The organism is Vibrio fortis (assembly GCF_024347475.1).
GTDB lineage: Bacteria > Pseudomonadota > Gammaproteobacteria > Enterobacterales > Vibrionaceae > Vibrio > Vibrio fortis.
Genome location: NZ_AP025488.1, coordinates 1,173,968 through 1,196,182 on the forward strand (window position 1 = coordinate 1,173,968; position 22,215 = coordinate 1,196,182).

Below are 22,215 nucleotides of genomic sequence, written 5' to 3' on the forward strand. Positions count from 1 at the left end.
CTAAATACATCACCACCAGCAAGATCCATTTCAAATTTAATCACCGTTATAGAATGTTTTTAGGACTCCATGTCTCCTTTGGCACTCATCTAACTTTTATGATTACAACATTTTGTTAACATCCAACACAGGTTGCATAAAGACAAAAATCGGTGATATTCGGACACAATGAGCTCGAATGTGGCCGTGGTAAGGTGAAACTTGGAGGATGAAGATGGAGCAATGCGCAGTTTATGAACCTGACATGCAAGCATTTGGTATCTTAGATATTCATCTGTTATTGCGCTATCTAGACACTCGAGTAGCTATACCTGAGTTGCTGGAAGGTAGCCATATTGATCCACTACAACTCACTGCGCCCGATGCTCACGTCTCCTTAGCTCAGAAACTTGCCGTCTACAGCAATGCTCTCGCGATCACTGAAGAGAAAGATCTTGGCCTTAATGTCGGACTGCAGGCACGTTTTAGTGACTTTGGCGTATTAGGTTATGCCGTGTTCAGTAGCAACACCTTGTTAGACTCTCTTGTAATGGGGTTTAAATACCTAAAGTTGGCAGGGCCTGTTTTGAAAAAGACGATGTCCGTAAACGAAAAGATTGGTTACTTTCGAGCAGAGCAACTGGTAGATATCGAAGGTCTATTGCCATTTTGTTGTGAGTATTGGTTCGCTGCCATTCAGAGCTTATGTGAAGAAGTGATGCAACGTCCCTTTCCGTCCAAAGTGATCCGTTTTCCCTATCCCGAACCAGAATACGGCCACCGTTATCAAGAGGTATTTCATTGTAAAGTCGAGTTCAACAGCCCCCAACTCGAATGGGAGTTTGACTCTGAGTGTCTATACGCCCCTTTACCTACCGCCAATCCAATCACACTAAAAATGTGTCTGAATTCCTGTGACGATCTATTAAAGAAGATCAGTTCACCGAGTAACCTTCGTGAACAAGTGACTCAACGTTTCTTAGAAAACCCAGGCAACTACCCTTCAATTGAAGTTTTATCTAAGCAGTTAGGAATGTCGTCACGAACATTACGACGTCATTTAAAAACGAGCGGTACTAGCTATCAAGAAATCCTCGATCACGTGCGATTCCACTTAGCAAAACACTATTTAAACTCAACCCAGTTCTCCATTGAGGAGATCTCTGAACGTATTGGTTTTTCCGACAGTGCCAATTTTCGACATGCATTTCGTAAATGGAGTGGCGTTGCACCTCGCGCTTATCGCAAGAGTATAATCAGTGAACCACCTATCGAGTAATCGTTCTATATAGTCCCATTCGTTCGAGGTTATCTTTAATGATGTTGCGTTCATTAATTTGGAATAATCACAAAGATTTAGTCTTGAATAACTGACAAAAACCCTCTTTTCCCACTCTATTTAACAAGGTTCTTTTGACCAAATAGTTCGACAAAAATCTTTTATCTTTACGGTCATTATTATTCGTTTTACCTAAAACTGTTTGTGCCCCATAGTCGCGGAAAATTCACTGTTCCACGACTATCTAGAGGCTCCTACATTGGACGACATCCAAACCAACACTCGCATTACCGTTCCGGTTATTGCACTCTCTTTCTACGCGATTGCATCAGGTTACTTGATGAGCTCTTTGCCATTAATGCTATCTGAATACGGTCTAGAGAGCTCATTGTCGAGTTGGTTGGCAAGTGCGTTTTATGCAGGTTTATTAGCGGGGACGTTATTGATTGAACGTGCGATAGCAAAAGTCGGTCATCAGAGAGCATTCGTACTCTGTCTAAGTGTGTTTATCGCAACTATACTGGTACTGCCTTTACTGCCAAATGCAGCGGTCTGGCTAGCGGCTCGATTTGTTGCTGGTATCTCTGTTGCTGGTATTTTTGTGATCGTCGAGTCTTGGCTCATGAGCGGAGAAGAGTCTCAACGAGCAAAGCGTTTAGCTATCTACATGTGTTCGCTATACGGCGGCTCTGCAGTTGGTCAGCTAGGCATCGGTTACTTAGGTATTACAGGTGGTGTACCTTTCATCGCGATGTTCACACTACTGTTCGGTGCCATCATTGTATTGCAATACGGACAAGCAACCGCGCCACAAATGCACGACGCTCAAACGCTGTCACTAAAACAGATCAGCAAACTGAGCCACAGCGCGCTGATCGGTTGTATTGTGTCTGGCCTCACTTTAGGTGCTATCTACGGTCTAATGCCAGTAGAGCTTGAGCAGCGTAACATTGCGCATGAAGACATTGGCGGTTTGATGGCATTGGTCATCATTGGCGGCATGGCTGTACAACCTGTTGTGACTTGGCTATCCAAATACGTTGGTCAAGTGTTACTAATGGCACTGTTCAGCTTAATGGGCGTGGCAAGCATCGCAATGCTGACACTTAACTCTGGTATTTACGTGCTAGGTATAAGCCTTTTTGCGTTGGGGATGGCGACATTTGCTCTTTACCCGATTGCGATTAACCTAGGCTGCCGCAACCTAGATCCGAGCTACTTAGTTTCAGTCACTCAAGTGATGTTACTTTGCTACAGCGTAGGTTCAGTTGCCGGCCCGATCATTGCTGACAGCTTTATGGATTCTCAAGCAGGTTTGTTTACTTACTTGTTTGCTTCTTTGCTAGCAACAACGATCTACATGTTGATTGCAAGCCTTAAACGGTCTCACCTACAGATTGCTGGCGAGTAAGCTTCTTCCAACATAACGGGTGAATAAAGCAACGTTATCTGGCGCTGTACCTTAGTGGTCTCCACACACAAGGTATAGCGCCTTTTTCATATTTGAGCTTTTTTCATATTCAAGCTTGGAAGTTACGTTTTGCTGATGACCAGTCATTTACTATGATTGGTGTTAGCTCACCATATATTCACTGACAGGAACCGTGTCTTTAACGCGAATAACAACCACCGATGTTGATACGTCTTCTGCACTGACTTCTGAGTCTATTGGCTGCACAATCACATCCGACGGATAAATATAAGTTTTGCTGATAATGTTGACCAGTTCAGCACGACACATTAACCGCTTCTTTTTGACATTACAGGTATAAAGCCAAGTCGCGACATCCGGTGTCTCATGGTTAATGTTACTTGTAAACAGTTCAAGTGGCTGACCAATAAGCAATTTATCTTCAACTCCAAACCACTCACGCGCCGCTGGGTTTGCATAACAGATTTGCCCATCCTTATCGACGGTAATGATGATGTCACCGATCGCGCCTACCAGTACCTGACTGAACTGATTTTGGCGAGCCATATTGATATACACTTTTTTGAAACGCGAATAGATAAGCTTCATCTCTTCTGGGAGCTCTTCCATGCTCAATTTATCATCTTGCTCTCGAGCGTAAGTTGACTCGTCAGTGATGTAGTCGATGAGATGACTCACAGGCTTAACCACTTTTCGGCTAAACACGATCCACAATAAAAGACTCACGATTGGAATACCAAAGACAAGCCCAAGTAGCACGTATCGCGGATCGATAAAGTCATAGCTTCGAGCGTCAAATGTAATCACAAAGTTTGCCGGCTGTACTCTTCCATCCGCCATGGTTACTCGATATTCAGCGCGAAACCCAGTACCTTGCTCTTGTATCACCTTATCGACTGCGACATGGTAACCTTGGTCGTAACTCACCTGCGTTAACCGCATTCCAGCAGCGGTATAATGAAAACTGAATGACCGTCCTATGCTCTTACTCATTCGTTTAAGCATATCCGCGTTGACTTCTTGGAGCACAGTAACCAGCCCAACCGGACGTCGTTGATGCTCATCAAGCACGGACACAGACGCAAACATAAAGATGCGACCATCGACAAAATCAATTCCTAACTTACTTGATGACGAAAAGATCATCTGTTGATCCGGTTCATGCAGTTCACGAAATGCTTTGATGAACGAAGCATTCATTTCGCTATCTAGATGAGTGATTCGTCCCATACGATCTTGAACAATAATCGAACTTGCTAAACTGGATTTTAGAAACTGCTCACTGATCGCAAATGTACGCTTTCGTTGTTCTTGAGATTGCACAAATCGTTGTAGAGATTCATTTTCTAATAATCGCTCAGTCGACGATTTCAATAGCCCAAATTCATTCGAGATATGCGTCATCGCTAAGTCTTGGTATTGGCTAACTAAGCCAGTTTTCCAATACTCTCTCTCAAGCTCCAACGTAATAGTCGCGATAATGCACGCCACCCACGTGACAACTAAGCAATTAACGACAACGGTAAATCGCAGTGAATGTCTGATGGAGGTAATTGAATTCACGTCAAACTGCGCTCTTGGCAATAGGTTTCTATCTCACGCCCTAACACAGTAAGCCCTTTGCTAATAAAGGCAATTCTCTGTTCACTATGAGTCATATCCCCTTGCGCAGCACTTTTCTCTAGCTCTTTAGCAACGCTGGAAAGTGGATTGTTACCAAGATATAACGCACTTCCTTTAATACGATGCGCAGTGTCTTTGACAAAATCTGCATCTTGTATAGCGCCAGCTGACTCTAACTCTGCAATATCCATTGGGTAGTTTTTAACAAACGTGGTCAGTATGTCCGTTGCAATATCATGATCATCGCCACTCATCGCTAATACGTGGGAGATATCGAATTCTTGATGGTCTGGAAGAATAAACGCGTTAGACGCATCTATAGGCTGTTCAGAAGCTAATCCTAGCTTTTGGAGAAAATCTTCATCATCAAATTCAACCTTGTTGTGTTGTGGGCTGTCATTCTCGGGTGGTGTCTCTTGCCAGAAAGGTTCATCAAAAGAGTGCTCATCACTGTCGACCCCAAACATCTCGAAGTCTGACGCTTCAAATTCACCTGAGTTTTGCTGTGTTTGCTGTACGGCCAACTCAAACTGAGCCATTTCTCGCTCAAACCTTTCAATGTCAATCAGGTCCTCGTTAAGACTTTGAGGCACTGATTTTGATGGCATCCTTAGTTGATCTGACTCGTTTGATTGCTCAGGTTGTTCTGAGAAATTTTGTAACTCAAATGTCTCAAACCTTCCCTTCTCAGTAGGTTCTCGCTCTCGTTGCTTAAGCGTAAAACGAGGAGCATCATCATCTAACGAGGAATCAGTCTCTTCGACATCAGTCCATGAAATACAATCGCTTTCAATCGATGGCGTATTTAAACTCGTCGCTAGTGAAAAGTCCGGCTCAGATGACAACACATTAGCTTCGGATTCAATAGAATTGTCAGAATCAGAAGAACTATGACCAGAAAAGTTATGATCAGAAGACTCAAGTTCGTCAATCCATGAAAAATCAGATTCGATTGATGATTCTTGAATTAACGATGACGCAGAGTCTAAAGCCATATCCTCGTTATGGAAGCTGTCTAATTCGTCGTCATCATCCTGGTTGTCAGGTTCAAAGCTGTTGGCGTCTAGCCATGCCACCAGCGAGTTATCTACTTCAGAGAAGTCAGACTCAGCGATTGGCTGCTTAGTGGAAACCAACATGAGTTTACTTTCAAGTACGTCCAATGGGCACGGCTTAGAGATATAGTCATCAAAGCCCGCGGACATACAGCGTTTTGCAGCACCACTTAAAGCATCCGCGGTTATCGCAATCAAATGGGGTTTATTATCAACAAACTCTGTCGATATTTTCGATGCCAAGGTAAAGCCGTCCATTTCAGGCATATGGCAATCAGAAAGAATGACGTCGAAAGTTGGATCATCAATGAACTTGTTATAAGCAATCAAGCCATTCTCAGCAGTCTCAAAATTCACGCCCAAACGCTTTAATTGACCGCCAATTACCTTACGGTTCACTTCATTATCTTCCGCAAATAGCACTCGAAGATGCTCTAGTCGCATGTCAGTTGGCAAATCACCAAACGACACTTCTTGATCAACGACTTCAACTGAGCGGTCGACTTGCATCGGTAAGGTCATACTAAACAAGCTGCCATGACCTATGACTGACGAGACTCGTATCTCACCGCCCATTTCAGAGACAATCTCATTACAAATACTCAAGCCTAAACCCGTACCGCCAAAGCGACGTGTAATGTCACCATCGGCTTGTACAAACGGGTCAAACAAGGTGTCGAGCTTCTCTTTGGCGATACCAATGCCGCTATCTCGGACCTGAAAGCCAATTAAGTCGTATGACGCGCCATTGTCATCCTGTTTGTAATCTGCGGCGATCAACTGAGCACTCAACTCAACAAAGCCCTGCTGCGTGAACTTTACAGAGTTAGAGACAAGGTTGTTTAACACCTGCATAAGGCGAGTTGAGTCACACTGGTAAGCTGCACCAATTTGCGAATCGACGCGACTATTGATTGAAAGATCCTTTGCCGTCGCTTTGTGCTTGAAGTTACCGACAACGCTGGTCATGAGAGAGTTAAGTTCGCAGTTAACGCTTTCTAATGTCAGCTTCCCAGCATCCATTTTCGAAAAATCGAGCACATCATTAAGCAGAGCCATTAAGTTGCGGGCTGACCCATTCAGAGTGTAAAGAAGATCTTCTTGCTCTTTATCGAGTTTGGTAAACGATAAGGCTTCTGCCATACCCAATACCCCATTCATTGGAGTTCGAATTTCATGACTCATTCGTGCAAGGAAATCCGATTTTGCGAGTGTCAGCTCTTCCGCTTCTCGCTTGGCTTGCTCTGCATCTTTAAGTGCTTGTTCTAACGTTGCCTGAATCTCCTTTCGACGGCCTAGCTGATGTCGATAGAACATGAAGCACATTAGTAAGAACACAATCATCAAGCCACTGGCAATCACCACTTGTTGATAAAGCGCTTTTACCCTTTCCGACTCCTGACTAAAGACAATGTGCTCTTTCCATTTCTTTTGCAGATTTTGTTGGAAGCTCTCACCTAAGCTGTAGATACCTAGATTAAGAAGGCTGACCCACTCACGCTCCATTTTAGGTAAAGCAATACGTGGCCAAAACTCAGTATCAATATCTTCTGCTTTGTGAAGGTTTAGAGTGAACAGCTTGTGCTTGTTCACGAGATAGGCACTGTTAAGCAGTTTACCGACATAGGCATCTGCCCGACCTTCTGCGACCGCGCGCATCGCCTCTTCGGCAGTATCCAGATAGATGATTGGATTAACTGGCAGTAACTCAGCCAGCAGTTCATTCTCGTGTAGACCTCTCACCAACGCCAATCGCTTTCCCTTAAGTTGGTTAATGGCATAGAAATCCCCTTCACTTGCGATGGCTAAGTGGGTACGGTCAATATCGCTTGTGAAATCTAAACTCTTCGAGCGTTGGTCGGTTTTGTAGACACCGGGAAACATGTCGATCTCTCTGTTTCGAACGGCATCCATCGCTTCTTGAAATGAGTGATATGGCTTGGCAACAAAAGAGACGCCAATACTCTGACTGATGTTTCTCATTACATCGACGATGTAACCCTCAATAAAAAACTCTTCCGCAATAAAGTAAGGCTCTTCACCATCAACAATATAGGCATATTCCAGCACTGGACGTTCCACCAACTTGCGCTCTTGGTCTTCATTGACATCTTCAAGGTAAGAACCGACCAATACATCAAATGACTGATTAGCATTGCCCGTAATTTGGAACCACAATTCATGAACACTTTCTGCAGTCAGATGACGGATCCCTTGGTTAACGAGCAACATCAATTCACTGTCCTCAAAACGAGTCATTGAGCGAATTGGGATACTGTTGTGCGTATCTTGTCTTGAGAACTGACCATTTAAGCCACGCTCGTTCAGTGCGGCTTCAACCTCATTGGGAATCCAGCTGTAGATGTAATTCAGTGAATCAGCTCTTGCGATAACATTGTCGGTCGAATTGGTGTGGATCTCGACGCCATAACCAGCGTTAAAGTCGATTGGTGTGATTGAATTAGGGAGAATAAACCCGACCTTACCATGTTCTCTCATCTCACCGACACGCTTCCACAACGCTGTTTTGGTTTCAATATACGGAAGACTGTATTTGACCCATTTAGTGAGATTCGGGTTATACGTTGTCGTCGTTAATATATCGACCTGACCATCAAGTAAGTTTGAATATAGGGTTTGGTATGGCGCGTATTTAAATTCGATCGAGTAGCCAAATTCCTCTCCCCACATTTCCCAATACAATTTCATAAAATCATGAAGTTGCGCGACATCATTTCTTTCCCGGTGGTAAGCCTCCGTGGCATCAACTTTCGGAATACCGATGGTAATAAGTGTGTCTAAATGCGTTGTACCTCTTATTGCACGAGCGCTTTGAGCCAAGAAATCATCATCTGCTTTTAAGGGCATCGAGATACAGAGCAGCGCGGCAACTAAGGACAGCAACCATTGACTTGAGCCAAAAATGAAACAGTTTTTCAGCATTTATTAGACACAACCTTATCAAATTGGAATTGCGTACAGTATAAATGCAACTTTTAATGAGTTCTGTTCTTTAGGGAACAGACTTCCGTATAAAAATTATAAATAATAAAGAGGATGTAATTACCAGTGATCTCGCTATGCCATTCAACGTCTTAAATCACGCTCGCCCTGTACTCATTGTCGATGATAGCTCCATGTATCGAACTGCTGCGAAAGGCATGTTGCAAAAACTTGGCTATCAATCAGATCAGCTCCACTTTGCACAAGATGCAGCCGAAGCCATTCAGCGCTGTAAAGCTAACCACTATGGTTTGATCTTCTTCGATTACAACTTGGGTGACAAAGCCAACGGGTTTCAACTCATTGATGAGCTGCAAACCAAAGGCTTATTGGCTGCCGATTGTGTGAATATCATAGTGACGGGCGACGCTACTGCAGAGGTCGTGCGAGGTTTTATGGAGCTTAATCCGGATGGTTACTTACTCAAGCCTTTAAACTACGACACGCTGAAAGAGCGTCTGCCTGGCTTTGTGCGTAAGAAGCACGAACTCTCCGAGCCAATGATTGAGTTTAATAAAGGCAATTACGACAACGTGATTACAATGGTAGATGAAACTTTCTACCAAGATGACGATATCATCGTGCTTTCTCAGCAATTAAAAGCAGAAGCTCTGCTCGCTAAGGCTATGTATGACGATGCTCGCAATGTACTCATCAACCTGCAAGGCAGCGGTGAAAATGGAAAAGTCGTTCTTAACTTAGCCGAAATTGCGCTTAAACAGCGTCAATACAAGCAAGGTTTGTTTCTGCTTAAGCCTCTACAAAAAGACCCATTCCACGCTGCCGCTGCGGCTCAACTAAGTGCAGAATTAAACGTTGCTCAAATACAGTTCGAAGCAGCAAGAGAAGATATTGACCGCGCAATTGCAATCTCGCCTAAAGTGATAGAGCGTCATCGCATTCGTGTTCACCTAGATATGGCCATGTTCAATTTGTCTGGTGCCATTTCTAGTACCAAAACCATGCTGTTAGAATCGCGTCACTCTTTCAGAGAATCCATAGAAATGTACCAACTCGGTGCACAACTCATTCTAGACCAAGCTCAGTTCTCACCACGCGATAAACGATTGGCGCACTTGAGTTCATTAGGGAAATGGGCTGAAGGATGGCGCGCTAAATTTCCTCGATTAGTTTATAAACCAATGGAGTTGCTGCTGTTTGCTCGAGGCAATGTATTAAAAAGCGATACAATGAAGGCGCGTCAGCTATTGGCTGAATATCATGAATATCTCAAAGAGAATGAAGATCACACGCCTTCATTGATTGAAAGAATTGAGCTATCTCGAGTTCATCTATTGGTTGGCAATGTGAAAACCTACCAGCAGTTAAGCGAACAAATCAACATTGAGTTGAAGAGTGATCCGTTTACGACAATAGACAAAACTCTACTCGCTTACTTGTCGCAATGGCGAAGCAAAGTACAGCGTATGCGCGACGCCTCTTTCAAGTTAAAACGTGACGCCGTCACCCTCATTGAACAAAAGAGTTATGAAAAAGCCTCTACGCTCCTCACTCGTGCGCTCGACACTCAGTTTACCGATCACGAAGTTCCGCAGCTTTTATTTGGCGTTTTGACGCGCGCGTGGCCACATAATTGGAGCAAGAATGACGTCATACATCTTGCCATTCGATGCCGAGATCAATTGCACGACACCCCATTCATCAAAAGCAAAGAGTTTGTAGCGCAGAGCCGCGTGCTTGCACAGCAACTCGATTACAAGGACTTAGCTACACCAGCTACAGAAACGGCATAATGGATATATGTAACATACTCATCATTGAAGATGACGCTTTTCAGTGCAAAATTCTCAACACCATGCTCTCTTCAATGTCGAATGCCAAAGTGGTCAACGCGAGTAACGGCAAAGAGGGCCTAGCGGCAATCGAAAAACAGAAACCGGATGTTATCTTCTGCGATCTTTATATGCCAGAAATGGACGGTGTGGAGTTTGTACGTGTCATGTCAGAAATGGACATTCAAACCACGGTTGTCTTCACGAGTAGCGCAGCTAGCGATGTACAAGCGGCTGTGATTGAGATGTCTCGCTCATATGGGCTTAAAAAGGTCGCGAACCTAATCAAACCGCTTAAGCGAGAGCAAGTATCGCAACTTCTTGACTGGGTGGCGAAAGACACTCTGCCAACGCACTCAAAGCAGCGCCCAACATTCAACATTAGTGAGAACGATCTCAAACTAGCGCTACGTGGCGATCAATTTGAACCCTATTACCAAGCGCACTTTGAGGCCAAAACAGGCAAATTGATTGGCGCTGAGGCCTTAATCCGCTGGAATCATCCACAATTCGGCCTACTGACACCGATTCATTTTCTCGATCAGCTATTTAGCATGGGACTGAGCTATCAACTGACTTGCCACATGCTAAGAAAATCCGTTGAAACTGCAATGACTTGGCACAATCGTGGTTGGCCACTCAATATATCCGTGAATGTCACACCTACGGACTTAGTGCAGCCCGATTTTGCAAATCGCATCCTTCAAATCGTTGATGAAGTTCGCTTTCCACCACACCGGTTAACACTAGAGGTGACAGAAACCGAGCTTGCGTCTGACTTAGCAAAATCACTTGAGAACACCAGTCGATTGCGAATTCGAGGCGTAAACATTTCGATTGATGATTTTGGTACCGGGCACTCATCGTTGAGCCAACTAATATCTAGCCCATTTACCGAGCTGAAGATTGATCAAACCTTTGTTAGCCAGATGATGGAAAACAACAAGCATTTAGCTGCCGTAAGGTGTGTCATTTCGTTAAGCAAAAGCTTAGATCTACGAGTGGTAGCTGAAGGCGTTGAAAACCAATCTCAAGCACGAAGATTGGCTCAGTTAGGCTGTGATGTCTTACAGGGTTACTATCTGGCTAAGCCCAAAAGCAGCAATCACTTCGCCCAGTTTTGCTCGAAGCACTTTAGTAAAGCGCGACACATTCAGACTGACCAAGCCGTCACCTAGAAAGGAAAAGAAGGTAACGCATCACAAAATTCATCACCAAGCCTGATTGATGGGACAGACAAGCAACATATATCACCTTGTCGTATGTACCGTGATGAACAGTCAGGCTAGACTGAATACATTCATTCCGTTGACACCGTTTATTTAGAGTACTGATTTGAAACACTTCCCTCTACAGATCGACTGGCCCTGCTCCTTGAGTGATTCTTTAAAACAAGCACTACTTTCTAGCGCAACCATCATGAGCGGCTTGAGTGAATACAGCCAATATTCACGAACTAACGAAGGCGGTGTTTACTATGTCAGCCAAGGGATTCTATCGATCAGTTTTACGTCGGAAAATACCAACTCGATGAACGCGACACTGATTAGCAGTAATACTTGGATGGGTGGAGGCATCATGAACAGCGGTCTGCTACTCAAGGCTACCATTGATGAGATTTATCCAACGATAATTATCTGCTTCCCAAAAGAAAAGATCGATCGCCTGGCAGCGACCAATGATGAAGTCTATAAATGGCTATACCACTGTACGTTAGACGTTCAGAAATGTTGGTTACAAGCACAGCTCTGCTCGTTGTACGACAGAGAGTGCCGCATCGTCTTTTCCTTACTCGATATCTCTAAGCGTCTGCCATCGGTGAAAGGCAGCTTATTGAAAATAGATATCTCTCAGAAGCAGCTAAGTCAAATCACGGGGATCTCTCGCCCTAGGCTTAATGAAGTGCTTAAACAGTTAGAAACCGTCGGAGAGATTAGCTTAGAACGTGGCAGTATTCACCTTATCGATATACCAGCCCTCTCTTTACGCACCCACAAACTTGATAATGCCTTTAAAAATTTAGCTTAGTTGCTTTCCCCTATCGGTAGCTAACCCTTCACTTTATCGTTAAGGCTTTTTCGATACTGACTCGGTGACAGGCCAAAGTGCTTTTTAAAGCGATGTGAGAAGTTATACGGGTCTTTGTAGCCCAAACGATGAGAAATCATCGTGATTGACCACTCTCGATACTTCAATAGACTTGCCGCTTTTTCCATTCTCAGTTGGATGAGCTTACTACGTGGTGACATGTGAAATAGTGCTTTGGTCACCCTATTGAGTTGCTCTTCGCTCACAAAGACTTGTTCAGCCATACCCGCTACGGTCCAAGGCAAATGCAAACTGCTTTCGATTTCATTATAGAGAGCTTGAACTCGCGCCGTTGTGCTGGTGGACTTGGGCTCAAATCCGGTCAACATTCTCACAATTTCACTGACCATTAGTTTTCTGTAACTTGCTCGTCCGCCGATCTCGAAATAAATCAAATTCATTACCGACCAGATCTGTTCACACTCACTGAACGGAACAATCGACGGACCTAAATCCGCGATGTGTTGCCACTGTTCGGTATCTGGCAACAACATCCAAGCCATTTTCCAGTAGTTTTGTTGCGGGTCTAGCTCAAATCTAAACGCACTACCGGCAGGAAGAACGACCAAGGTATAGGGAGAGATCTCTTGAACATAATCAGACGTCGTTAAGATACCTCCTCCTTCCTGAGTAAAGATCAAGGTATGCACATTCACTCGTTCTCGTTCAACCCAGTATTGATCGTATAGCTTGGCCATTCCCCCCATAAATACGCCACTGCGTTTCATTTCGGGAATATCTTCAACGGTCAAAAATCGCTCTTTACAGGTTTCCGCAAGAAACACATCATCTTGCCAAACAGTTTTAGGCTTCATTTTATCAATGACGGATTTGCACAGGTTTTGTTGTTTTTTGAACATGTTTTTATTTCTCTCAAATCACTATAGTTCTGCCATCAATTGGAGAGCCTATGACCACAAACATTAACCCTAACTCAAATATCAACCACAAGCCAGAGCACCTTTTATCTCGTATAATCAAGCTCGGTTTGCCTGTCGCCTTACAAAGCGCCTTGGTTGCAATACTTGCTCTAGCCGATGTGCTAATGGTGAGTGATTTTGGTATGGAAGCCGCTGCCGCTGTGGGAATCGCATCAAAATGGCATTTTGTCGCTATTATGATTATGGCAGGTTTAGCGTCAGCAAACGGTACGCTAGTTGCTCAATATTGGGGCAAAGATGACCGTAAGAGCGCACGTACAGTGACATCTATTGCGATGACGTTTGGTCTTAAAGTATTGCTGCCTGTGACGCTCATTATCACCTTAGGTGCCAAGTTACTGATGACGTTGCAAACCAGCGATCAATCGGTGATCGACTTGGGCGCGACCTATCTTTGGTATGGGTTCCCTGTCCTTTTGCTGACTCACATCGTGATTGTGACAGAAGCAAGCATGCGCTCGTCCGGTGACACAGTGACGCCATTGATTCTTGGTGCAGTTACAATCGCTTTAAACATCGCGTTAAACTTCGTTCTGATTCAAGGTGCGTTTGGCTTACCGGCGATGGGCGTTGCGGGTGCAGCTTTGGCAACGACGTTAGCGCGTTTGATTCAAGTAGGCATGATGTACGCATACATGAGATACAAACAACATTGGCTCTTAACTACAGAAAGCTCTTTGCATCGCCCATCATTGTGGCTCTCATATCGACGCTTAGCATTGCCATTAACACTTAATGCGGTTCTTTGGGCAGTAGGTACAATGGCATATCAAATGATCTTTGGTCATATGGGAACTACAGAGCTCGCGGTTTTCTCAATGCTCGCGCCATTTGAGTCACTTTGTTACTCGGTGTTCTTCGGTATATCGGTTGCGTGCTCGGTGTTGCTTGGTCATTCGCTTGGTCGTGACGAATTCGACCAAGCGATGCGCATGGGGCTGACCTTCATTAAAGCTGTAATCGGTTTTGGTGTGCTCGTAGGAGCAGGTTTGTTCATGGGTAAGGAACATGTTCTTTCTTGGTTAAACCTAGACGAAGCTTCGCTATACCCTCTAGCATCGCCAGCAATTACGATCATGTGTTTTGCTGTGGTCATTCGTATGCTGAACATGGTGATCATCAACGGTATCATTCGCGCGGGTGGAGACAATCCTTTCTGTTTACGAATGGACTTTATCGCGATGTGGATGGTTGGTATTCCAGTCTGCTTTTACGGTGCGTTCATTGCAGGGTGGGACTTCAAGTACATTTACGGTTTGATGCTAGTAGAAGAAGTCGTGAAACTCGCGATCTGTTCACATCGCTACATGAGCCGCCGCTGGATCAACAACCTGACTATCACGACAAAAGAGCCACAAGCAGCTTAATGTGATTCGAACAAGATAAGCGAAAACAAAACGCTAGCACCAACATTAAGGGCCTGATTATCAGGCCCTTTATTATTTGTTCTTGTTCATTCTGATATGACGATTAGATGCATTGGCTTCTGGTTTAACCGGAGCAACACGCTTTTCGTGCAACAAATGGCGGATTGCCAATATCGGGTGCTTTAACAACATACGCGGACCAGAGTAACGCATTACTAATCGCATCTGCTCTTTTGGTTCAGGCTTATAGCAGTGTATTGGGCATTTATTGCAGGTTGGTTTCGCTTCTCCATAAGGGCATCGGTCAAGGCGTGTCTCTGCATATTCAAGCAGCTCGGTACATTCCTGACACAAGTCCTTGGTTTTATGATGATCTTTACAGAAGATCTCGACCATGGCGACGACCGTTTTGAACTCCGTTGCCAGCCCACCTTTTAGAATATCTTTGCTTTGGTACATGAACTCTCACTTGCCAATCACTGAGCGACAAAGCCACACTCCACTGTGTCGAGAAATAAACAGATCTATTTCTCACTCATGTCCTTATCTCATTGCGTTAAATCGCCACTCAAGCATTGAGTTATTTATCTAAAATGATTATCCTCCAACGCCTTAACAAATTACAAGGTTATGCAGCCATGAATCGCAAGAAAAAGATCAACGATATTTTAAAAAAGAAACAGAAGAAGGCTAACGCTAAGCTGCATAAGAGCAACAAACCGCGCTACATCTCAAAAGCTGAGCGTGCGAAAATGGAAGAAGAAGAGAAAGCACAGCAAGCTGCAGCTGCTGCGGAAGAAAACACGACGGCTTCTGATGTAAACAGCGATAGCGAAACGGTCTCAGAGTAAAACTGAGATAGTGTCTCGAATCATAAAGATGAAAAAGCAGCCCTCATGGCTGCTTTTTTGTTTGTGCTTGCGCTCGTGTAGCGTGCGCGATTTTTAGATTTAGCTTTTGAGCGGCTTTAACTCCCAACGTTTTAATGGCGCGTTTGAGTCAATCCCTGCTCTGCCCCAACGATCCAGAGAATCCACCACTAAAATGCGCTCTACTGGTACCAGAGACTTAAGTAGCGCTGTTGGTTTTCTTGAAGTCACTAGCCACAAAGACTCATCATCTTCAAACAGAGTTTTAAGCGCTTGCTTGTCTTGCTCTGACCATTCAAGCTCAGCTTTAAACTGTCTCTCTTCTACGAACAGCTGACTGCCAGAGGCAAAGTCTTCTAGGCTTTCAGTCAGTAAAACCACAGAATCCACTTCATTATCCAGCAATACCGCTTGTTGCTGATTAATCAGCTCTCGTACTTCCAACATGATACGTTGCAAATTACCATCTATTTTGTCTGCACGTTGTGGCCAAAGCTTTTTAAAATCATCAGCAACGATCGCCGCCATTCGCGTTAAGTTTGTTGGGTTCAACCACGCGTACTTAGATACTTGTCCATTCGACAATGTAAGCGCGGCGACACCTTGTGCACGAGGTGTAATCGCTTGGGCAGCGTCTACTTCCACCAAACGGATGTTCGCTTGCCTTGCATGCACAAACGTCGGATCCTCTGGCCACACAGAGCTTAGCGTCACCACCACGGTTGCGTCAGCTCCGGATTTCATCACTTTCGTTTGGCCTTTAGTCGAAAACCAATTTGGTAGTCGCTCGATACCATAACGCTTAGGTGGAAGGTACTCGGTTGTTAGATCGGTTCCTTTTGTCAGTTCCGTCGCCAGTGCATAGGTCACTGGCGTACTTACCAGAATGTCCTTAGCGTAACTTGCTGCAGAGAAAAGGCTAATAGCGACTAGACTAGACACTAAACCTGCGTTATTTAAAGTTCGATTAATCATTATGCTTTTCTCACTATTCGATACAGTGTCGCCATCAAGAAGAAACTCGCAGACACAATGATGATGGAAGCCCCAGAAGGCACCGGCAGTTTAAGTTCCATAGGTAATATGGTTCCAATTAGACACGCGATCGTCGCTAGCAATGCTGATAGCAGAACAAAGCTGCCCATACGTTTAGTAAGCAAACGCGCAGTTGCACCTGGGATCAGCAACAAGGCACCCACTAATACTGCACCGACAATTTTTACAGCCGCAATGGTCACCAACGTAATCATCATGACAAACAAATAGTCATAGAAACCGGTGTTGTAGCCGCGTACTTTCGCAATATCTGGGCTTATGCATGTCAGCAGAATACGATTAAAGGTTGGGATAAGGAGTATGATAATTAATGCGCAACTTGCCGCTAAGATCGCTAAATCACGATCAGTCACAGTTAAGATCGATCCAAACAGTACATTCTCTAACATGTGGATATTGATCTTACGTGCGACGTACATCAGAAGCGCCGCGCCTACAGCTAGTGCCAGAGCAAGAAATACACCGACTAACGTATCGTAGGGAACGTTGGTTCGATTGCGCACAAAGTGCAACAGCAATGCGAATATCATGCAGAAGCTGAACAACCCAATAAACGGATTTTCAGGTGGCTCGCCAAGTAAAACCCCGATAGCGATACCTGTTAATGCCGCGTGCCCCACCGCCTCAGAGAAAAACGCCAAGCGCTTGGCAATGACTAAAGTCCCTAAGCCGCCAAGTAGAGGCCCCAGCAACAAAGCCGCTACTAGCGCGTTCACCATGAAAGCATACATAAAGCTCTCAGATAACAGCCCCGCTTCTACGCCGGATACCGCTAATTCACGTAACCAATCCATTACGCTACCTCCGACTGTTTAGTGTGATTTGCACCACTGCTGTAGTGCTGGAACAAGCTTTCAATCTTATTAGGGTGCAGCACCTCTTGATGCGCGCCACTATCAACCAAGCAGCGATTAACCACATGAACGTTCGCTTCTAACCTGCGAACCGCAGTGACATCATGGTGAACCGCAAGAATTGTTCTCCCTTCACCTACACATTCACGTATCAATGATTCCAAGTAACGAACGCCTTGTTCATCCATACCAGTGGTCGGTTCATCCAATACCAGTAGGCTTGGGTCATCCAATAACGCTTGAGCGAACAGAACACGCTGTTGTTCTCCACCCGATAGCTGCCCCATTCGACGGTCACTGCGCGTGGCCATTCCGACGCGATCCAATTGCGCTAGTGCCGTTTTAAGTTGTTTGGATTTACGACGCCAAAACAAAGGTGTTCGGCTTTGGTTAAGCAGAACAAAGTCCATTACCGTTAGAGGAAGACTCGCCTCGAAAGCCGCTTTCTGGGGCACGTAACCAATGCTCGGCTTCTCTGGCCAATAGATATCAATATCACCACTAAATGGCGTTAAACCTAGAACAGAGCGCAATAGAGAAGTTTTACCGCCACCGTTCGGACCCATGATCACATGACATTCACCTGCACCCAGTTCAAGTGAGATATCTTCGAGAATGACATTGTTATCGTACTCAAGCCCAAGTCGATTGATAGAAATTGAAGGGCCCTGCATTATGCATTCCCTTTTTGTGTTTGATTTTTCGCAGCAAACTTCATCGCTTCGATCAAGGTTTCTAAGTTCTGTTTCATTTCGATTTCGACTTTGTCATCTTCATACTCGCCATGAGTCATGTGTGAGAAGCGGTACAGCTGAACACCGGTTTCGGCTTCGATAGTATCGACAAAGCGATTGGGCATATTCAGTTCGTAGAAAAGCACATCGATGCCTGATTGACGGATCTTCTCAATCGTTTCTTGAAGCTGGCTAGCGCTTGGCTCTACCCCGTGTGCTGGCTCAATCACCGCTGCAACATCGACGCCAAACTCTTGCAAGATGTAACCATAAGCATTGTGGGTTGTTGCTACTTTCATTCCAGACGTATCTAGTTCACCTAATGAGATCATCGCGTCACGCTTCATATAGCGAAACTGCTTCGCGTATTTACGAGCATTCTTGCGATAAAACTTGGCATTTTCCGGATCAAGCTTAGATAGTTCACTCGCGATGGTGTAAACCTTTTGAATGGTTGTAGAAAGCCCAACGAAGGTATGAGGATTTACAGCGCCTTGGCCTACTGATTGACCGAGAGCTGGCAATAGCGGCACCTCTTTGTTCGCTTCTATTACCACTAAGTCGTTACGTTGTGACGCAGAAATTACTTTGAGAGCAAAGTCGTCGTGACCAATACCATTCACGACAATCGCATCCATTTGGCTTAGGCGTTTGAGATCATTGGGTTGCGGTAGATAGTTGTGAGGGTTAAAGCCTGCATCGACCAAAGGAAGGATATTGACCTTGTCACCGACTACCGCTTTTACGTAACTGTAGTAAGGTTGAAGCGTAATACCGACCGTCAGCTTATTTTCATCAATCTTGTAGTCTGCCGCGTGAGCAAACATAGAGCTTAAGGACGCCCAAAGCAGGACAAACAGTGTAATAATTCGCATGCGCTCTCTCATATTTTAGTGTGCACCATCTTTGTGGTGTTGATTTGCTATTACTTCAGATTCTGTCACTACTTGTTTCCAACCCGCGTTTGCTAATGACTCAACATCAAACTCAATAGGGGCTGAAACTTTACCGTGTAAGTTGACCCAGATTTCCGGGGAGATGGCATTGGCATTCATTAAGAAAGAGTCCGCAAAGCCCTTTTGCTCCGGAGCAGAAAAATAGTATCCAGATTCAAGAAGTAACCAGTTATGCTCACCTTTTCTTTTCCAGCTCTGATCTTGTGTAAAAGGAGCTACCCACTCTTCTTGAAGAAACTCAATATTTGGCCATTGCTCATCATTATCTAAATAAAGATCTCTGATCTCTTCATGTGCAAGCCTAAGTTCGGCGAGCATCGCGAGGTTTTCTTGTTCTACATCGGTAACAAGAATTTGGTGTTCAAATGCCGTCGTCACGTGCACTTCCGCTTGATGGTAAGGAATAGCTAGTGCCGCAAAGCCCAAGATAGTGGCAATGATAAGCGCTACCCATTTACCTTCCCTGCCACCAGTATCGGCTCTAATAGACTGAATGATCATTTCTCGTTGATCTCGACAACATCGACTTCAACAGGGAACTCATGACCTGAATCGAACACAATGTAAAAATCTGATTGTGGTTTTTTAAACTCAGCGATTGAACGCTTATCTGTCATCACTTTAGCGATCAGATTGTCTTCATAATCAAACATTTCTACTGAGTAATCGATCGCCTTGCTACCGTCAGAGTAACCGGCTTCGCACGCCACCATTTCGCTCTCAAACCAGCAGTTCATCAATGGAAAATGGGCTTGTACTGGTAACGCAGCAGCAGCCACAATCAGAGCCAAGCATGGCTTAGCTAAACCGCTCAATTTTGTTTTTATTCTCATAACTCACTACCTAGCAAGGAAAACCCAGTGTCTTAACTGAGCGACAAAGGGCTCAAGTGAGCCCTAAATTAAAATCTGTGTTCTATATAACGATTATTGAAGCAGCGCTTCGAATGTTAGGTGGACATTTGAGCTTGCTTTGTCCGCTAATGGATTGTCTTTCAGCTCACCTTTGTAGTTCGCTTTCATTACGTAACGACCCGCTACATCTGGTGTAAATGTGATTTCGCCATTTTCGTCGCTCACCACATCAATCTGCTCTTGGTGGTTGCGATAAAGTGTACCTTCACGTGTAATTTCCGCAGTTACGCCTTGCTGAATCTCTCCGTTGTAAAAGAATTGGAAAGTTACTGGTTCGCCTTCGATGATATCTGCAGGGTGAGTAATTGGTTTCATCTCTAGCAGCTTGCCTTCAATCTCGAACGCTTTGTCAGTTGGCTTACCAACAGTAATGTAGCTTTCAGCACGGGTGTAGCTGATTTGCGTTACTACATCACGCGCCTTTTCAGGAAGCAATGAATCACGCTCGGCTTTGTTTGCGCGCATCCATTTAACCGTATCGCGACGACCTGCTTTATATTGCGTGTAGTAAGACGGTACGTTATTAACCGCTACTTTATGTGTGCCTTCTTCCTCGAAGTAAAAATCGAAGATTGAACGACGCTTACCACGAATAACAAAATTAGGACGCTCTTTACGTCCATCTGGCATGGTTACTTGTGCACTTTCACTACCAGCAGGCTTATCGAATACAAATGTGCCGTGAGATGCAGTCACATCAAAAGTTAGCCAATCACCGCCCTCTTTAGAAACCGTAAAATGAGAAGGAAGGATCCAGCGTGGGTGTGCTTGAGCAGTTGTGGTAGCAGCAAGACCGAATGCCATTACGCCAGCGAGTGCTAACGCTTTGATCTTTGTTTGTTTCATCATGAATAAGTCCATTCTTTCTGTATAAATCGTTTGTATATCCGAGTGTTAAATCTAATTAACGGTGTACTTAATTAACCAGGTAATCGAGAGTAATTACGCCCGTTTCTTCGGTAGGCGTTAATTGGTAGCTCGCGTTTTCGTTACCCAATGTCACTTTTTGACGGAGGTAGTTACGTCCACCATGCTCACGAACCACTTCGATGTGAATCGTGTACTCGCCTTGCTCTAACCTTTCACCATTGTCGCTTGTACCGTCCCAAACAAAACGATACTTACCAGCAGGGCGCGTTGCTGACGTCACCGCATCAACTAACTCACGATCGTAACGGCCTACTTTTCGCCACCAGCTACGAAGGTCTTTTAGCCATTCATCTTTACCAACCCATAGTTCAATGGTCTTGACTGGCTTACGAGAGCTATCCTCTACCCACATCGCAACGTAAGGTCTTGCGTACATAGTGGTATCGATTTTTGGCAACTCGAACTGAACATCGAGTTTGGCGGCGTCAGGTAGCGACTCGGCCATGCTGAAAGTTGGAATAAGAGAAAGCGCAATAAGAGCTTTGCTCAAGGTGATTTTTTTCATTATTTAACCTTAAAAAGTCCGTTTAACTTGTTCGTGGCACTACGAAATAACACTACGGAACAGCAACAAAATAGATAAACCAAGACAAGATAGATCCAAACAGCATCCACTTAATCGATGTATTGAGCGTCTTCTTTTTGGGAAGTAATAAACACACACCGGTGATAACAAAGAAGATCATTAGAAGTGCTGTGATATCGATAAACCACTTCCATACCTCACCGCTGTTACGCCCTTTGTGAAGATCATTGAGTAAGGCGATGATGCCGTAATCTGTGGTTTCGACTTCAACGGTCGCCATCACTAAGTCAGCAAACACTGAAGCGTTGTAGCCAGGGCCTTTGAAGTCCATAGAGACTTCACCCACGACCAACTCACCATCTTCAATTTCTGCATAGACGTCTAATCCAGAAGGAGTTCCAGACACGCCAGCTTGTTCAACTAAAAATGTCTGGAAGGCAGAAGTATTGGGTTCAAGTCGATCGTTTTGAATAGAAAACAGATGGCTTGGTAAGGTTAGATTGTGAGTTTGAATGTTTGGCTTGGACGCTTCAAAAAGCTCAGGTCTATTGAGCGTGATACCTGTGACAGAAAAAAACAAAACAACCAATAACAATGCCATTGAGATATACACATGAAGGCGGCGAGCCCACATTTGAACCGCCCTACTTTTTAACCACATACCAAACTTACCTATAATATTTATGGGCGACAATTTAGTTGATAATCATTCTTATTGGCATTCAATTTACATTGTTTACGTTTGTAAGTGTTTTAATGCGTGAGTTGAGTAAATTTGAGACGGAAAATGACAAAAAGCGCCACCAACCGAAGTTG

The 22,215-nt window shown here is 44.5% G+C and carries 20 protein-coding genes; 7 read left to right on the plus strand and 13 right to left on the minus strand.

The genetic code is table 11. The features are described 5' to 3' along the window. Positions 1 to 214 precede the first annotated feature (214 nt). On the plus strand, positions 215 to 1,258 hold the full coding sequence (locus OCV50_RS19715; protein WP_261904352.1) for an AraC family transcriptional regulator: 1,044 nt from the start codon (positions 215 to 217) through the stop codon (positions 1,256 to 1,258). 259 nt (positions 1,259 to 1,517) lie between these two features. Then, positions 1,518 to 2,669, plus strand: a complete 1,152-nt coding sequence (locus OCV50_RS19720; protein WP_261904353.1) for an MFS transporter — start codon at positions 1,518 to 1,520, stop codon at positions 2,667 to 2,669. Between the two features lie 162 nt (positions 2,670 to 2,831). Here OCV50_RS19720 and OCV50_RS19725 read toward each other — a convergent pair whose 3' ends face one another. Both OCV50_RS19725 and OCV50_RS19730 read right to left on the minus strand, forming a co-directional pair. After that, on the minus strand, positions 2,832 to 4,253 hold the full coding sequence (locus OCV50_RS19725; RefSeq protein WP_261904354.1) for a PAS domain-containing protein: 1,422 nt from the start codon (positions 4,251 to 4,253) through the stop codon (positions 2,832 to 2,834). Further along, positions 4,250 to 8,311, minus strand: coding sequence for an ATP-binding protein (locus tag OCV50_RS19730; protein ID WP_261904355.1), 4,062 nt, complete (start codon positions 8,309 to 8,311; stop codon positions 4,250 to 4,252). The genes OCV50_RS19725 and OCV50_RS19730 overlap by 4 nt, the downstream gene beginning before the upstream one ends. Positions 8,312 to 8,448: 137 nt before the next feature. Here OCV50_RS19730 and OCV50_RS19735 point away from each other — a divergent pair, with 137 nt between their 5' ends. From OCV50_RS19735 to OCV50_RS19745, 3 genes are all read left to right on the plus strand, one after another. Continuing rightward, entirely contained in the window at positions 8,449 to 10,125 is a 1,677-nt protein-coding gene (locus OCV50_RS19735; RefSeq protein ID WP_261904356.1) for a response regulator, read from the plus strand. After that, positions 10,125 to 11,342 carry a two-component system response regulator gene (locus OCV50_RS19740; RefSeq protein ID WP_261904357.1) on the plus strand — a complete coding sequence of 406 codons (1,218 nt, stop codon included), beginning with the start codon at positions 10,125 to 10,127 and terminating at the stop codon, positions 11,340 to 11,342. Before OCV50_RS19735 ends, OCV50_RS19740 begins: the two co-directional genes overlap by 1 nt. A 196-nt stretch (positions 11,343 to 11,538) precedes the next feature. After that, positions 11,539 to 12,192, plus strand: coding sequence for a Crp/Fnr family transcriptional regulator (locus OCV50_RS19745; RefSeq protein WP_261904358.1), 654 nt, complete (start codon positions 11,539 to 11,541; stop codon positions 12,190 to 12,192). 20 nt (positions 12,193 to 12,212) lie between these two features. On the opposite strand, the gene OCV50_RS19750 is transcribed toward OCV50_RS19745, so the two are convergent. Further along, on the minus strand, positions 12,213 to 13,112 hold the full coding sequence (locus OCV50_RS19750; RefSeq protein ID WP_239840047.1) for a helix-turn-helix transcriptional regulator: 900 nt from the start codon (positions 13,110 to 13,112) through the stop codon (positions 12,213 to 12,215). Positions 13,113 to 13,162: 50 nt separating this feature from the next. Here OCV50_RS19750 and OCV50_RS19755 point away from each other — a divergent pair, with 50 nt between their 5' ends. Further along, positions 13,163 to 14,560 carry an MATE family efflux transporter gene (locus tag OCV50_RS19755; protein WP_261904359.1) on the plus strand — a complete coding sequence of 466 codons (1,398 nt, stop codon included), beginning with the start codon at positions 13,163 to 13,165 and terminating at the stop codon, positions 14,558 to 14,560. A 72-nt stretch (positions 14,561 to 14,632) separates the two neighbouring features. On the opposite strand, the gene OCV50_RS19760 is transcribed toward OCV50_RS19755, so the two are convergent. Continuing rightward, positions 14,633 to 15,019 carry a nitrous oxide-stimulated promoter family protein gene (locus OCV50_RS19760; protein ID WP_261904360.1) on the minus strand — a complete coding sequence of 129 codons (387 nt, stop codon included), beginning with the start codon at positions 15,017 to 15,019 and terminating at the stop codon, positions 14,633 to 14,635. 179 nt (positions 15,020 to 15,198) lie between these two features. On the opposite strand from OCV50_RS19760, the gene OCV50_RS19765 reads away from it, so the two are divergent. Then, entirely contained in the window at positions 15,199 to 15,411 is a 213-nt protein-coding gene (locus OCV50_RS19765; protein ID WP_239840050.1) for a DUF2986 domain-containing protein, read from the plus strand. Between the two features lie 99 nt (positions 15,412 to 15,510). On the opposite strand, the gene OCV50_RS19770 is transcribed toward OCV50_RS19765, so the two are convergent. The 9 genes from OCV50_RS19770 to OCV50_RS19810 all read right to left on the minus strand — a co-directional run bounded on the left by OCV50_RS19770 (position 15,511) and on the right by OCV50_RS19810 (position 22,060). Further along, positions 15,511 to 16,404, minus strand: a complete 894-nt coding sequence (locus tag OCV50_RS19770; protein ID WP_261904361.1) for a metal ABC transporter substrate-binding protein — start codon at positions 16,402 to 16,404, stop codon at positions 15,511 to 15,513. Then, positions 16,404 to 17,279, minus strand: a complete 876-nt coding sequence (locus OCV50_RS19775; RefSeq protein ID WP_261904362.1) for a metal ABC transporter permease — start codon at positions 17,277 to 17,279, stop codon at positions 16,404 to 16,406. The genes OCV50_RS19770 and OCV50_RS19775 overlap by 1 nt, the downstream gene beginning before the upstream one ends. Continuing rightward, positions 17,279 to 18,013: a metal ABC transporter ATP-binding protein gene (locus OCV50_RS19780; RefSeq protein ID WP_261904363.1), complete on the minus strand. Its 735-nt coding sequence runs from the start codon at positions 18,011 to 18,013 to the stop codon at positions 17,279 to 17,281. The genes OCV50_RS19775 and OCV50_RS19780 overlap by 1 nt, the downstream gene beginning before the upstream one ends. Further along, on the minus strand, positions 18,013 to 18,948 hold the full coding sequence (locus OCV50_RS19785; protein WP_239840054.1) for a metal ABC transporter solute-binding protein, Zn/Mn family: 936 nt from the start codon (positions 18,946 to 18,948) through the stop codon (positions 18,013 to 18,015). Before OCV50_RS19785 ends, OCV50_RS19780 begins: the two co-directional genes overlap by 1 nt. Before the next feature lie 15 nt (positions 18,949 to 18,963). Continuing rightward, positions 18,964 to 19,530, minus strand: a complete 567-nt coding sequence (locus OCV50_RS19790) for a DUF6162 family protein (RefSeq protein ID WP_261904364.1) — start codon at positions 19,528 to 19,530, stop codon at positions 18,964 to 18,966. Beyond that, a complete protein-coding gene (locus OCV50_RS19795; protein WP_261904365.1) occupies positions 19,527 to 19,862 on the minus strand; it encodes a hypothetical protein in 336 nt (111 codons plus the stop codon). Before OCV50_RS19795 ends, OCV50_RS19790 begins: the two co-directional genes overlap by 4 nt. 93 nt (positions 19,863 to 19,955) lie before the next feature. After that, the gene (locus OCV50_RS19800; RefSeq protein WP_239840057.1) at positions 19,956 to 20,792 is read right to left on the minus strand and encodes a DUF4198 domain-containing protein; all 837 of its coding nucleotides are present in this window, start codon (positions 20,790 to 20,792) and stop codon (positions 19,956 to 19,958) included. Between the two features lie 67 nt (positions 20,793 to 20,859). Continuing rightward, complete coding sequence (locus OCV50_RS19805; protein WP_261904366.1) at positions 20,860 to 21,378, minus strand: DUF2271 domain-containing protein; 519 nt, start codon at positions 21,376 to 21,378, stop codon at positions 20,860 to 20,862. Positions 21,379 to 21,430: 52 nt separating this feature from the next. Then, positions 21,431 to 22,060, minus strand: coding sequence for a PepSY-associated TM helix domain-containing protein (locus tag OCV50_RS19810; RefSeq protein ID WP_239840059.1), 630 nt, complete (start codon positions 22,058 to 22,060; stop codon positions 21,431 to 21,433). Between the last annotated feature and the right edge of the window lie 155 nt (positions 22,061 to 22,215).

Bases quoted from the DNA above. Each gene is read 5' to 3' on its own strand.
- OCV50_RS19715 (WP_261904352.1), top strand. From the start codon at position 215: ATGGAGCAATGCGCAGTTTATGAACCTGACATGCAAGCATTTGGTATC.
- OCV50_RS19730 (WP_261904355.1), bottom strand. From the start codon at position 8,311: ATGCTGAAAAACTGTTTCATTTTTGGCTCAAGTCAATGGTTGCTGTCC.
- OCV50_RS19735 (WP_261904356.1), top strand. From the start codon at position 8,449: ATGCCATTCAACGTCTTAAATCACGCTCGCCCTGTACTCATTGTCGAT.
- OCV50_RS19740 (WP_261904357.1), top strand. From the start codon at position 10,125: ATGGATATATGTAACATACTCATCATTGAAGATGACGCTTTTCAGTGC.
- OCV50_RS19750 (WP_239840047.1), bottom strand. From the start codon at position 13,112: ATGTTCAAAAAACAACAAAACCTGTGCAAATCCGTCATTGATAAAATG.
- OCV50_RS19755 (WP_261904359.1), top strand. From the start codon at position 13,163: ATGACCACAAACATTAACCCTAACTCAAATATCAACCACAAGCCAGAG.
- OCV50_RS19760 (WP_261904360.1), bottom strand. From the start codon at position 15,019: ATGTACCAAAGCAAAGATATTCTAAAAGGTGGGCTGGCAACGGAGTTC.
- OCV50_RS19765 (WP_239840050.1), top strand. From the start codon at position 15,199: ATGAATCGCAAGAAAAAGATCAACGATATTTTAAAAAAGAAACAGAAG.
- OCV50_RS19770 (WP_261904361.1), bottom strand. From the start codon at position 16,404: ATGATTAATCGAACTTTAAATAACGCAGGTTTAGTGTCTAGTCTAGTC.
- OCV50_RS19775 (WP_261904362.1), bottom strand. From the start codon at position 17,279: ATGGATTGGTTACGTGAATTAGCGGTATCCGGCGTAGAAGCGGGGCTG.
- OCV50_RS19780 (WP_261904363.1), bottom strand. From the start codon at position 18,013: ATGCAGGGCCCTTCAATTTCTATCAATCGACTTGGGCTTGAGTACGAT.
- OCV50_RS19785 (WP_239840054.1), bottom strand. From the start codon at position 18,948: ATGCGAATTATTACACTGTTTGTCCTGCTTTGGGCGTCCTTAAGCTCT.
- OCV50_RS19790 (WP_261904364.1), bottom strand. From the start codon at position 19,530: ATGATCATTCAGTCTATTAGAGCCGATACTGGTGGCAGGGAAGGTAAA.
- OCV50_RS19795 (WP_261904365.1), bottom strand. From the start codon at position 19,862: ATGAGAATAAAAACAAAATTGAGCGGTTTAGCTAAGCCATGCTTGGCT.
- OCV50_RS19800 (WP_239840057.1), bottom strand. From the start codon at position 20,792: ATGATGAAACAAACAAAGATCAAAGCGTTAGCACTCGCTGGCGTAATG.
- OCV50_RS19805 (WP_261904366.1), bottom strand. From the start codon at position 21,378: ATGAAAAAAATCACCTTGAGCAAAGCTCTTATTGCGCTTTCTCTTATT.
- OCV50_RS19810 (WP_239840059.1), bottom strand. From the start codon at position 22,060: ATGTGGTTAAAAAGTAGGGCGGTTCAAATGTGGGCTCGCCGCCTTCAT.